The sequence below is a fragment of the Sphingomonas canaveralia genome, from assembly GCF_047238125.1.
Taxonomy (GTDB): domain Bacteria; phylum Pseudomonadota; class Alphaproteobacteria; order Sphingomonadales; family Sphingomonadaceae; genus JBDFMH01.
In genome coordinates this window covers 2,054,427-2,067,211 of the sequence record NZ_JBDFMH010000001.1, presented here as the reverse complement: position 1 = coordinate 2,067,211, position 12,785 = coordinate 2,054,427, and the positions used below count along the sequence as shown (strand labels likewise).

The window sequence follows — 12,785 nt, the reverse complement described above, 5'->3', positions numbered from 1 at the left end:
AATTAAACGCTAATCGAGCGACCGTTCGAGACGGCTTCGCAGTGTTTCAAGCGGCGTGTTTGCGATTGCAGCTCGCGGATCATCTGAGCGCAGAATTTTGGCCAGGGCCAGTTGCTGCTGGCCAAGCATGTCCAGTGCCTGCAGGGCGACCATATGCGCAGTGACCAAGCGCGCATCACTGCACAGGATGGCTCCGAGCCGCTCGATCTCCTCGCGCGCCAACTCCAGCTCGTCGGCGATCTTGAGCCGGAGAGCGGCCGATAGCGACGACGCAGTCATTATGCTGCAAGCATCTGCGTGGCCACCGGCGCAAGCAGCATTCGCCCAAGGGTGTCCAAGTCAACCGGCGTTGCGCCCGCCATTGCGATGGCCAGCTCGGGAAGCTCGCGTGCCTTGGCGAGTTCGGGCTGCACTGCCAGAGTGTGGGCGCCGATTCCGCGCAGCGTGCCGAGGGCGGCCACGCCATCGTCGCCCAAGCCGCTGAGCAGTCCGGCGGATACCGCCCCAGCCGCGGTTTTCGCCAGCGATTGGAGCAGCAGGTTGGCGGACGGGCGATGGCCGGCGATGGGATCGCCCGGCACCATGCGTATAGAAGCCGCCGGCCAGCGATCGACGACGGCATGGCGCGTCGCGTCGGCTACCAGATAGACATTGCCAGGTTCGAGCCGCTGCCCATCGGATGCCAGGCGCACCGTGGGGCGAGCGCTCTTGTCCAGTTTGTCGACCAACGCCTCGGCAACATTCTGGGCATCGCCGAGGTGCACGATGGTGGGGGGGCAATCGATCGGAAAGCGGCTGATGAGGCTTCCGATCATTTCGACCGCGCCGGTATTGCCGATCAGAGCGATCACCCGCTGATCTGCATTGTCGCAGCACGTCACAAACGGCTCTCCTCCGCCCGCTTTGGTTTGCGCCACCTTCCCATTCGCCGCCGCCTTGACGATCTTGGCGAGCTTAGGTCCGACACGACGGAATTCCTCCATCGTCGCCGCCTTGGGCTTGGCGAAGCAATCGTAAGCGCCCAGCTCGAGAGCCTCCAAGGTTGCGGCTGCTCCTTTCTGCGTGAGTGTCGACAGCATGATCACCGGTAACGGTGCCCGTGTCATGATCTCGCGCAAGAGTTCGAGCCCGCTGGTGCCCGGCATCTCTACGTCGAGTGTCACGACATCGGGCTTGAGCCTGTCGATCAGCGTGCGGGCCTCCGCAGCGTTTGCCGCGCAATCGACCACGGTGATTCCGGGAGCTTCCTCCAACACGGTCGTGAAGAGGGCGCGCATGGTGATCGAGTCGTCGACGATCAGGACACGGATGGGGGTCATGCTATTGTTCCTCAAGCTGTTCCGGTCAGGCCGCCTCGGCCATCATTGCAAACGATCCGACTGCCATGCAGCGCAGATGGAGGACCATCGCCATGCGATCCTCGACCGCGATTAGTCCTTCGAGGAAATTCCCCGTGCTACCATGACACAGCTCGGGTGGCGGCTGCATCTCCGCCTCTTCGATTGTGACAATGTCGTTGACCGAATCCACGATCAGCCCGTGCAACTGAGCTTCGATCTGGAGCACGATGATCACGTGCCGACCGGTCGGGTCTGTGGCGCCCCAGCCCAGCCGTTCGGAGAGATCGATGACCGGCAAGACTGTGCCGCGCAAATTCACGACACCACGCACGAACGATGGCGCATGAGGAATTGTCGTCGTTGGTGTCCACGCGCGGATCTCTCGGATCGCCATGATGTCCACGCCGAGCAGCTTGTCAGCAATCTGGAAGGTGATGAGTTGGCGGGTCATCTGTTGGTCTCCTTCATCGGCTGACGCGCCGAACGGCGGCTGCGAGCTTGTCGGGGTCGAATGGCTTGACGATCCACCCAGTGGCGCCGGCAGCACGCGCGCGCGCCTTTTTCTCCTCCGAGCTCTCGGTCGTCAGCACCAGGATTGGCAGATCGCGAAACCGGTCGCGGGCGCGCAGCTCACCGATCAGCCCGAACCCGTCGAGGCGCGGCATGTTGATATCGGTGATCACGAGATTGGCGACGTTATTCTCGAGCCATTCGAGAGCGGCCAAGCCGTCTTCGGCTTCAGCGACGGCATAGCCTGTGCTCGACAAGGATGCTCGCAGCAGCATCCGCATGCTCAGGCTGTCGTCGACAGCCAGGATCTGTTTGTTCATTCCTGTCTACCCCACATCAAAACAGCTCCACTTCACCGGACAATGCCGGCACCGGTGCCCGGGCGGGCTCTGAAAAGCCGGCCGCGATTTGACGGCACCGCACTCTGCCGGTCGCTGGTTGCAGATCGAGGCGCCTCGCAAGCGTGCCCCCGGTCACTTCCTTGACGAGCATGATCGCGTCCGCGCGCAGGAACCCCCGGGCGAAATTCGCATTGTCCGTCCCGATCGCGCGCATGCCCGCATGCAAATTGGCGCCGCCATACAAATGGGCCCGCATCGTGGGCCGTGTGGCACCGCGCTTCAGCATCGCATTAACCAGAATTTCCATCGCATAGAGGCCGTAGCGCTTCGTCTCGTCGGCCAGTCCGCGCCCATGTTCGGGCGGCATGGGGAGCAGGAAGTGGTTCATGCCGCCGATCCCGCTGACAGGATCGAACAGGCAGCATGCGATGCAACTGCCGAGGACGGTGGTCAGGGTGACCTGCGGATCACGCGAAACCTCATATTCGCCCTGCAGCACGTTGTGGCGACGGTCGACCGGGCGCTCGTGTGTCGCGATCAGCATCGGCACAACTCCAGGATACGCGCCGCGATCCGATTGAGCGGAAGCACTTCAGTCAAGGCGCCGCGCTCAGCCGCGGCGCGCGGCATGCCGTAGATGAGCGATGTCGCTTCATCCTGCCCAATCGTTGATGCACCACGCCGGCGGAGCTCAGCTAGGCCGGCCGCGCCGTCCTCGCCCATGCCGGTCAGCACGACGCCCACGATTTTGTCAGGCGGCCAGCCGTTGAGCGACTGAAAGAGGGCATCTGCCGCAGGCCGATGTCCCGACAGAGGGGCGGCGTCGACCAGCCTGCAAGTCAGCCGCTCACGGCCGCTCAGTGTCAGATGGCGTGCGCCGCCGGGCGCGATGTAGACATGGCCCTGCTCGATTGGCAGACCATCCTCGGCTTCCATCACCCTCGCCGCGAGCCGGCTATCGAGCCGTGTCGCAAACATGCGCGTAAAGCCGGCTGGCATATGCTGCACGATCACCGTAGGCGGGCAGTCAACGGGGAAGTCCTGCAGAAGGGTGCCGAGCGCCTCGACGCCGCCCGTCGACGCCGCGAGGCAGGCGACACGCCCGTTCCAGGCATAGCCATCTGCGGCGCGACGACCAAGATGATGACGGCGCACGCGATCACGGCATGCTGCGGCTTGCCTGACCTTTACTGCCAACTCGCCGGCGTCGTTCTCCATCAGAGAGCCGAGCCCTCCGACTGGCTTGGCGTAGCAATCGATTGCGCCAAGCTCCAGCGCGCGCACGGTCGCATCGGCACCGCGCTTGGTTTGGGAGGACACCATGACGACAGGCGTCGGGCGCAGTCGCATGATCTTTTCGAGAAAGGACAATCCGTCCATTCCGGGCATCTCAATGTCCAGCGTGACAACGTCGGGATCGAGGTCGCGGATCATTGCGCGCGCTTCGGCGGGCGCCGCCGCGGTGCCGACGACTTCGATCTCGGGATCGCGCGCGAGGAGCGCGGCGACTAGCCCGCGCATGGTAGGAGAGTCGTCGACGACGAGCGCGCGTATCCTCATGTCCCCACCTTCCTAAAAATGGTTTGGCCGACCGGCCGCAGCAGGCTCGCGGCATTGCCGAGCAGCCGTTCCGAGTGACCGATGTAAAGATAGCCGCCGGGCTTCAGCTGATGAGCCAGTCGGCATTGCAGGCGCTCATTAGTCGGAGCGTCGAAATAGATCATCGTGTTTCGGCAGAAGATTGCATCGAACTGGCCAGTCATCGGCCATTCGAGCATCAAGTTAAGCTGGCGGAACCGCACGAGCCTGCGCAGTTCGGACCGCATCGTTACCCGAGCACCATCAGTATCGATCCAAAGCCGTGCATAGGACGGCGGAATAGTGCCGGCGTCATCCACCGAGTATTGGCCCGTCTTTCCAACCGCAATCATCTGCGCGTTGATATCCGTTGCCAACAGGGCCAGATTGCCCGCCGCCATTCGTTGCCCGGCTGCGGGATCAGTGCCCAACAGCGTCATCGCAAGTGAGTAGACCTCTTCTCCCGAAGAAGACCCCGCAGACCAAAGGCGCGCTCGATCGCCGGCTTGCAGCCGCGCACTGATGGCCGGGCGCAACATCTTCTCGACATGGGCAAAATGGTGATCTTCGCGGAAGAACTTGGTATGGTTGGTGGTCAGTGCCTCGATGGCTCGAACACGTGCTGCGGCATCGCGGCTGATGAGCTGAACATAGTCGCGCAGATTTGCACAATCATGCTGGCGGACCAGCTTGGCCAGCCGCGACGAGACCAGCATCCGCTTGCCCTCGTGGAGCACGATCCCAGCATGCGCGTGCGCGATCCGCGCCACCACCGCGAAGTCGGCAGCGGAAAGCTCGCGATCATCGCTCAGGGAGGGTGTGGAAGCAATCATACCGCACGGAGCCGCTGCTGACCGCCGGGAAGCAGGCCGACCATGCCTTCCACATCCAAGATCAGCGCAACCCGACCATCGCCGAGGATCGTGGCGCCAGCGACGCCATCCACCTGCTGATAATGTGTTTCCAGGCTTTTGATGACGACCTGGCGCTGATCGATGATTGCATCGACCATTAAGATTGCGGTGCCCGCATTCTCGGTTTCTACGACGATCAGCACCGCTTCCGACGGTTCCTCGATCGCTCCCTCGATGCCGAGTTGCGTTCCGACGCTAAGCACGGGAACGAAAGAGCCGCGAACATTCAGGATGCGATTGCCGAAACCGGTGGTCTGCACCGCACCTTTGGCAGGCCGCAGGCTTTCGATGACATGCGTCAGGGGGATGATGTAGGTCTGTTCGCCGACCGATACGATCATACCATCGACGATGGCGAGGGTTAGCGGCAACGCCAGTGCAAATGTGGAGCCTTTGCCCGGTGTCGACTGGATCGTGATGCGGCCGCCGAGGGCCTGAACATTCTGGCGAACGACATCCATTCCGACACCGCGACCGGAGATATTGGAAACTTGCTTGGCCGTCGAAAACCCTGGTGCGAAGATCAGCTGGTCGATCTCTTCGTCACTCAGCTTCGCATCGGCAGGAATAATGCCGCGCTCGATAGCCAGCGAAAGCACACGGTCTCGATCAATTCCTGCGCCGTCGTCGCCTACCGAGATCACGATACGGCTGCCCTTATGCTCGGCGGTCAGACGTAGCAGCCCCTCAGCTGGCTTGCCTTGAGCTATGCGCGTAGATGGGGCTTCAATTCCGTGATCCACGCAGTTCCGCACGAGGTGGGTTAGTGGCTCACCGATGCGCTCGATCACTGTCTTGTCCAGTTCGGTCGCTTCACCTTCGACTTGAAGGGAAACGCGCTTGCCGGTCGATGCTTCAAGTTCTCTGATGATCCGTGGCACTCGGCTGAAGACCGATTTGACCGGTTGCGCGCGGATAGCCATCGCGCTGTCCTGAAGCTCGCGGGTGAGCTGGTCGAGATCGCCGAGCTCATCCAGTGCTGCCAGTCCCTGGAACGACAGCCGCTGCGACAGCATCGATTGGGTGATGACCAGTTCGCCCACCAGATCGACCAGCCGATCGAGCTTTTCGAGGTCCACCCGAATCATTGCGCCTGAAGACTGACGGCCGCGGTCAGCGCCCGGCCCCTGCGCCGGCGCACGATCGGGAAGGGTAAGGGGGCCCTGGTCGGGCTCGGCAACCGGGCTGGTGACCGGTGTAGCAGGCTTGTGCTCCGGCTGTGCGTGCCAGTCAGCATCATCAATGGCTCGAATGATCGACACGCTCGACGGCTTGGCCACGAAGTCGAAGATCTCAACAATCGCGGCTTCGGGAACGCTTGCAGGCAAGCGTAACGTCCAGCCGAGATAGGTGGCTTCGCAATCGAAGGCATCGAGCGACGGAATGCACTTCATGTCGACCGCCACGATGCGCCCGCCAAGTGCAAGCAGCTCTCGGATGAGCAGCAATGGCTCGCCACCGTGGAGCAGGTCAGCCGAGGTGGGCGTGAAGACGACTTTCCAGTCTGCCTTCAGATCTGCGCCGCCCTCGGTTGCTGCCATATCTGCCATCAGCGCCGCAAGATCGAACGACAGATCGGGTAGGTCGGCCGAGCCTTCCGGGACCGACGCGCCGTCCGCGATCGCTGCGGATGCCTTCAGGGCATCAGCTAGCGTCTGGAGCATCGCAGCGTCTTCAGGCTGCTTGGCATCGCCGCGGATCGCCGCAACATGGTCGGCCAGGACATCGAAAGCCGCGATCAGGACTTCGACCAGCGATGGGGTGACTGGCAATTCGCGATCCCGCACCTTGTCCAGCAGAGTCTCGAAGTGATGGGTGAAGGACTGGAGCGCGCCAAAGCCAAACGCCCCTGCGCCTCCCTTGATCGAGTGGACGGCTCGAAAGATCGTATTGATCGTCTCATGATCGAAGTCGCCGGATTTGACTGCCAGCAGCCCGGTCTCCGCGCTGACCAGTCCCTCCTCGCATTCCTGCAGGAAGATGGTTTGGATATCGTCGGGGCTCATGTCAGCAATTCTCGGTCAGGCCGAGCAGCCCGTCGACGCCTGCCAGCGAGGCCGCCTGCCGGAGTTCATCAGACGCTGCAACGAGCCGCACATCCGGTTCGCCCATGGCAGCATTGCGCATCGCGCTTAAAAGCAGCTGGATTGCTGGCAGCCCGACACGTTCGACCTTGCTGGCATCCAGCATGATCGGATCGCCACGATCGATCAGATCGCGGAGCTCGCTGGCCATCAGGCGCACACCTTCGCGATCCAAATTCGCGAGCAGAGTTATCTGGCGCATGTCGCGACACCTCCGAACGGCTGATCAGAATTCCGACCAATCCTCGGCACCAGGCCTCAAGGCGATCGCCAGGTTGCCACGCGTCGCCATTCGCGGGGCGGTGCGCGGAGCGCGTTTCCGCGCCGCCTGGACCGCCGCCGGATGGATCGACGCAACGATCTCGCCGGGCGCATCGCCCAGCTTGAAACGCGAGACTAGCTCCGTCAGCTGATCGGCCTCACCGGCTAGGCTACGGGCCGCCGCGGTCGACTGTTCGACCATTGCCGCATTCTGCTGCGTCATCTTGTCCATCTCGCCCACCGCGGCATTAACTTGCTGAAGACTGTTCGACTGTGCGGCAGCCAGGCCAGAGATGTTGCCGGCAAGCTTTGCGATCTCGGCCACCTTGGCGACGATGCGGTCCAAAGCCTCACCGGACTGACCAACCAGCTCCACTCCGCGCCCAACCTGCTTCGAACTTTCGCCGATAAGCTCCTTGATATGCTTGGCTGCGTCCGCAGAGCGCTGAGCCAAGGCGCGGACCTCGTTTGCGACCACGGCAAATCCCTTGCCCGCATCCCCAGCGCGCGCCGCCTCTACGCCAGCGTTCAACGCAAGGAGGTTGGTCTGGAAGGCAATGCCATCAATCACATTGATGATTTGGGCGATCTCCTGCGCCGAGCGCTGAATGTCGTCCATCGCCACGACCGCCTCCTTGACGACCGCGCCGCCCTGGGTCGCATCCTGATGCGCTTCGCCGACCGACCGATTAACATGCGCTGCCCCATCGGCCGTTTCGCGGACGCCTCCTGTCAACTGGTCCATCGCGGCTGCGGTCTGCTCAAGCGAAGCTGCCTGCTGCTCGGTGCGGGTCGACAGGTCGTCCGACGCCTGGCTGATTTCGATAGAGCCAGTGTTGATGCTCTCAGCGGTCTGAGACACCTGCAGCAAAGTCTCGCTGATCCGGCTGCGCATAAACTCAAAATCCTGCTCAACCTTTGCGAAGCTTTCTGGAAGTCCTTCAAGAGTTACGGTAAAATCTCCCTTTGCGAGTCCTTCCAGAGCTTCGCCGACCCGCGCGATCACGGCCAGCCGCTGCCCTTCCTCGGCGCGAAAATAGCTCGAGAGGGCGATGTCCATGTCCAGAAACGCACATTTTACCAGCGTGGAAATCATCCGGCCAAGACGTGAGCCGATCAGGCGGCCAATCCCGGTTCTGTCGATCATTTCCTGAATGACTTCTTCAAGAACGATGGCGTAGCCGCCGATATACCATGTGGGAGCAAGGCCTATGCGTGCGTGAACATTGCCAATCTGCTCGGCCTTGGCGAAATAGGTATCGCTGATTTCATGGGAGAATAGCTGCGTCCAATGATTGAGTTGCTTTTCACGCGCGTGATCCATGATCTGTCTTGACGGAAAGAATTTGGCGCACTCGGGAGTGACCGCGATCTTGTCGAAGAATTTGCTGAGCGCGCCCGGCGCGTGCTTCTGGAAAGACTTCAGGATCGCGGGAAAGCTGTCGTAATCGCCCTTGTCGATTCCAAAAAACCTGAGGCGATTGCCGTTATCAGAACGCGTATCCATGGAAGCTCTCCGCATTGACGTGAGCTCACAGACTGCTTTTCGGGTAAGCAAATGGTGAATCATCGTAGATTTACGGGTGTCTATTCTGACCCCATTATTGCCTTCGACGAACCGCTACCTCTACAATCTCGAACATTCTGCGGTCTGTATGCGGATCGCCAGCCAGGGCCTGTGCCATTTGCTTAGGTTCAGCGAGCTACGCTTCGCGCAGATATCGAGCCGGCGTCCTGCAGAATGGCGTCAGCACAACTCCCCATCACCGCTCACCGTCAACGCGACAGGGGCGGAATAAAAGCTGCCGATGAACTGGGCCCTGAAGGTCGACACCGTCTGTCGACGAAAACTGTTGTAATCAAGCCGTATCTTAACTTAATAACGGGGGAGGTGAATCCTCAATTCCCGTAGGTCGCCAGACAATCATCATGCTTGTTCCGCGGGATCGCCGACCAGTCCGCAACAATCTCCTATTCGATAATATGCGGCTTAGATGCGAGTGGATCCCTAAGAACATGTTTACCACTTTGGCGTAGCCAGCGCCATCATGTTGGGGGGCAACGTGAACAAGCCGATCTTCTATGATGCGTCGGGGCGGCGCGCACTCTATGTGCGCATGCTGTTGCTGGCGGCCGTTGCTAGCGGATTGGCTCTGCTGGTCGCGCTTGGGTTGACCGTGTCGGGCACGAGTCCGCGCTCGGCGATGCGCTTCGCGGAGGATGCGGCGCGCCCTACCAAGATTACGTCCACCGCCGCCCGGGTGGCGCCCGGGCCGTGGCTGACTGCGCAATCTGAATCGAAGATAGCCCCAGCGCGAGAACTGTTTGCCTTCTACATGCCGTGGGACGAAGCCTCGCGGCGAGCCCTCGTAGGGCACGTCGGCGAGGTCTCCTGGCTGGTTCCCGGTCTAGCAACCGTCAGAAACGGGGCGCTGAACCACGAACCCGACACCCGTCTCCATACGCTGCTCGAACGTTCTGCGCGGCGGCCACGCCTCATGCCGATGGTCCAGAACGCGACGGCCGATGGCGCCTGGGACGGTGCAGGCACCGCCAGGATGCTCGCCGACGAGAGAGCGCGCTACCGCTTCGTTCGCTCGCTGATCCGCATGGTAGAGGCGGAGGGAGGGCACGGCGTGATGCTCGATCTCGAGAATCTACCGCGGGCAGCGCACATCCATTATCGTCGACTTCTGTCCGACCTACGGGTGGCCTTCGCGCCTCGCGGCTGGTGGGTTGCAATCGCCGCGCCGGTCGGCGATCCCGACTGGGATCTCGCCGCATATGCGGACGCGGCCGATCGAGTCGTTCTGATGGCATATGACGAGCATTGGATGGGAGGGTCCGCCGGACCGATCGCCTCCCAACCCTGGTTCGCTCGCGTTGTCGCGCAGGCGGTGGCAGCCATCGGTCGCGAAAAAGCGATCGTGGCGATCGGCAACTATGCCTACGACTGGAACGGGACGACGACCGAGCCGCTGACTGTCTCAGAGGCCTGGACCCGTGCCGTCGAAGCTAGCGCTGTGCCGATCTTTGACCGCATGAGCGGAAACGCACATTTCGCCTACCGCATAAAGGGCCGTGACCATCAGGTCTGGATGCTCGATGCGATCAGCGCAACGAACCAGTTGCGGCTACTCGATGATTTGGGAGTGGCCCAAGTCGCTTTGTGGCGGCTTGGCAGCGAAGACCCGGGGTTTTGGGCAGCGCTGCACGGCAATCAGGCTGGGCTTGAAGTCATGCCGGCGTTGGCCGGGGTCACTGTGCGGGGCTCGGGCGAAGTCATGCGACTTGACGGCGAGGCGGCACCGGGCGCGCGCGAGCTACAAGTCGGATCCGACGGGCTGATTGACCGAGTTCGTTATGTCCGCTTGCCTTCCGCCGATACGATCCAGCGGACTGGCGCGCAGCGGCGGATGATCGCGCTGACCTTCGACGACGGACCCGACCCGGCTTGGACACCGCAAATTCTCGACATCCTTCGCCGCGAGCATGCACCTGCAACGTTTTTCGTGACCGGCACCAACGCGATCGGTCAGGGCGCGTTGTTGCGCCGGATTGTCGCCGAGGGCAGCGAGCTCGGCAACCATTCCACCTCGCACGCGAATCTCGCCCGCCGGTCCCCTGCCGCGATCCGCCTCGAACTCACTGCAACGGAGCGTGTGGTAGAAGCCTATACCGGGCGCTCGATGCGTTTGTTTAGGCCTCCCTTTCTGGGCGACGCCGATCCAGACCGGAGCGATGAATTGCACGCGACCCGGGTGGCAGCGGCGCTCGGGTATCTGACGGTTGGCCTCAACGTCGATCCGCTCGACTGGCGTGCTCCTGGTGCAACCAAGATCGTCGCCAGCACCCTCGCTCAAGTCGATATGGACAGCCAGTCCAAGCCGCGCCGCATCGTGCTGCTGCACGATTCTGGGGGCGACCGCGGACAGACCATTGCTGCCTTGCCAGCGATCATCCGTGGCCTGCGTGATCGCGGCTACACTTTGGTCCCTGTCTCGACGCTCGCCGGACTTGAGCGAGACGCTGCCATGCCGCCGCTGACGGGGATCTCTCGGCGCCATGCGAATGGAAGTCGGCTTCTTTTCGACGGCATCGCCTCCCTGAGGGACGGCCTTATGCTGCTATTCGCAACCGCGATTGCCATCGGTATAGCCCGGGCGATATTGCTCGCAGCTCTGGCAATGATTGAGAAAGGGCGCGAGACCTCGCCAGCGCACCCGCCACATCTGGTGCCACCGCTGGTGTCGGTATTGATCCCCGCCTTCAATGAGGCGCGGGTTATCGAAGCCTCGGTGCGCCGTATCCTAGCAAGCACGAGCGTCCGGATCGAGGTCATCGTCATCGACGACGGGTCCACAGATGAAACATCGCACGTCGTTACCAGAGCGTTCGGGATCGACCCGCGAGTTCGTCTCCTTAGGCTGAAAAACGGTGGCAAAGCCCGGGCGCTGAATACAGCGTTGGCCAAGTCTAAGGGCGACGTCGTTGTCGCGCTCGATGCGGACACAGAGTTCGAACCCGACACAGTCGCCAAGCTAACCGCTTGGTTTGGCGATATGCGCATCGGCGCAGTGGCGGGCAACGCCAGGATCGGCAATCCCGTAAACCTCATCACCCGCTGGCAAAGTGTGGAATATGTTTCCGCTCAAAACATCGAGCGGCGCGCATTGGCGATCCTTGGCGCGGTTACCGTGGTGCCCGGTGCTGTTGGCGCGTGGCGTCGACGAGCTTTGGATGAAGTGGGTGGCTACCCCGAGGACACGCTCGCGGAGGATCAGGACCTCACCATCGCAATCCAGCGCGCGGGCTGGAAGGTCGTGTGCGACAATGATGCTGTGGCATGGACGGAAGCGCCGGAAACCGCGCAAGCCTTGTTCAGGCAGCGTTTCCGCTGGGCGTATGGCACGCTGCAATGCCTCTGGAAACATCGCGGCCTGATCGGGCGCGGGCGACCGCACGGCTTGGCGCTGTTCGGCCTGCCCCAAGCAATTCTCTTCCAGATGCTGCTGACAGTGATCGCGCCGCTTATCGATCTGACGTTGATTGCGAGCATCGTAGGCACCTGCTGGCGGCTTGCCGACCGTGGCTGGGGCGCAACGGGCGACGACGCTATTACAATGGGCGCGTTCTGGCTCGCCTTCACAGCGGTGGAACTTGCATTCGGTTGGCTTGCCTTCCGTCTCGACGCCGGAGCGGGCCGCTTTCCTGCGGCGAGAATGCTAGCCCAGCGCTTCGGCTATCGTCAGCTTCTCTAACTGGTCGTGCTGCGAGCGGCCTTTGCCGCTCTGACTGGGCCGCGCGTCGGCTGGGGCAAGCTTCAGCGAACCGGGAGCGTCGGCACTTGCCACACCCTGGCATCAGCCACTCCCATCGTCGCTATCGCTGATCAGCCTCTCGCTAAGGCCGCCTGACACGCGGGCAGGGCGGCCATATTGCCGCCGCTGCCTTGCGTCACGAACAGGCGAACACGCGGAAATGTCACCTATTCAGTCAAGAACCGAAGGTAATAAATGACGATGCTCTTCTGCAAAGGAGGCTGCGACTAAACGCCCATTCGGCTGCTCAGGATATTGATCATTCTCCCAAACTCTTAAAGGCGTAATAAGGTTCACGAAGCACACGGCATAAGCTGTTTCATTTCAAGCAGTAAAGCATCTGTCCGAAAAACAGGAATCGTCAACTACCACGAGTTGACGGCGGCCTTCAGATAACGTGGCAACCCGGGTGAAATATCTGGATCCATATTATTAC

At 61.8% G+C, this 12,785-nt stretch carries 11 protein-coding genes; 1 reads left to right on the top strand and 10 read right to left on the bottom strand.

Annotated elements, in window-relative coordinates; translation table 11 throughout:
• Window positions 1–9: 9 nt before the first annotated feature.
• Genes ABC347_RS10275 through ABC347_RS10230 form a run of 10 tightly spaced genes read right to left on the bottom strand, consistent with a single transcriptional unit; the run spans window position 10 to window position 8,535 of the window.
• On the bottom strand, window positions 10–279 hold the full coding sequence (locus ABC347_RS10275) for a hypothetical protein (RefSeq protein ID WP_413245635.1): 270 nt from the start codon (window positions 277–279) through the stop codon (window positions 10–12).
• Window positions 279–1,319, bottom strand: coding sequence for a chemotaxis protein CheB (locus ABC347_RS10270; RefSeq protein ID WP_413245634.1), 1,041 nt, complete (start codon window positions 1,317–1,319; stop codon window positions 279–281). The genes ABC347_RS10275 and ABC347_RS10270 overlap by 1 nt, the downstream gene beginning before the upstream one ends.
• Window positions 1,320–1,344: 25 nt before the next feature.
• Window positions 1,345–1,791, bottom strand: coding sequence for a chemotaxis protein CheW (locus tag ABC347_RS10265; protein WP_413245633.1), 447 nt, complete (start codon window positions 1,789–1,791; stop codon window positions 1,345–1,347).
• Between the two features lie 13 nt (window positions 1,792–1,804).
• Complete coding sequence (locus tag ABC347_RS10260; protein WP_413245632.1) at window positions 1,805–2,170, bottom strand: response regulator; 366 nt, start codon at window positions 2,168–2,170, stop codon at window positions 1,805–1,807.
• 16 nt (window positions 2,171–2,186) lie between these two features.
• On the bottom strand, window positions 2,187–2,735 hold the full coding sequence (locus ABC347_RS10255; protein ID WP_413245631.1) for a chemotaxis protein CheD: 549 nt from the start codon (window positions 2,733–2,735) through the stop codon (window positions 2,187–2,189).
• Entirely contained in the window at window positions 2,729–3,751 is a 1,023-nt protein-coding gene (locus ABC347_RS10250; protein WP_413245630.1) for a protein-glutamate methylesterase/protein-glutamine glutaminase, read from the bottom strand. The genes ABC347_RS10255 and ABC347_RS10250 overlap by 7 nt, the downstream gene beginning before the upstream one ends.
• Window positions 3,748–4,602, bottom strand: a complete 855-nt coding sequence (locus ABC347_RS10245; protein WP_413245629.1) for a CheR family methyltransferase — start codon at window positions 4,600–4,602, stop codon at window positions 3,748–3,750. The genes ABC347_RS10250 and ABC347_RS10245 overlap by 4 nt, the downstream gene beginning before the upstream one ends.
• Complete coding sequence (locus ABC347_RS10240; RefSeq protein WP_413245628.1) at window positions 4,599–6,689, bottom strand: chemotaxis protein CheA; 2,091 nt, start codon at window positions 6,687–6,689, stop codon at window positions 4,599–4,601. The genes ABC347_RS10245 and ABC347_RS10240 overlap by 4 nt, the downstream gene beginning before the upstream one ends.
• Window position 6,690: 1 nt before the next feature.
• Window positions 6,691–6,969, bottom strand: coding sequence for an STAS domain-containing protein (locus ABC347_RS10235; protein ID WP_413245627.1), 279 nt, complete (start codon window positions 6,967–6,969; stop codon window positions 6,691–6,693).
• 24 nt (window positions 6,970–6,993) lie between these two features.
• Window positions 6,994–8,535 carry a methyl-accepting chemotaxis protein gene (locus ABC347_RS10230; protein WP_413245626.1) on the bottom strand — a complete coding sequence of 514 codons (1,542 nt, stop codon included), beginning with the start codon at window positions 8,533–8,535 and terminating at the stop codon, window positions 6,994–6,996.
• A 556-nt stretch (window positions 8,536–9,091) separates the two neighbouring features.
• Between ABC347_RS10230 and ABC347_RS10225 the strand changes: the two genes are divergently transcribed.
• The gene (locus tag ABC347_RS10225; protein WP_413245625.1) at window positions 9,092–12,289 is read left to right on the top strand and encodes a glycosyltransferase; all 3,198 of its coding nucleotides are present in this window, start codon (window positions 9,092–9,094) and stop codon (window positions 12,287–12,289) included.
• The last annotated feature ends 496 nt before the right edge of the window (window positions 12,290–12,785 follow it).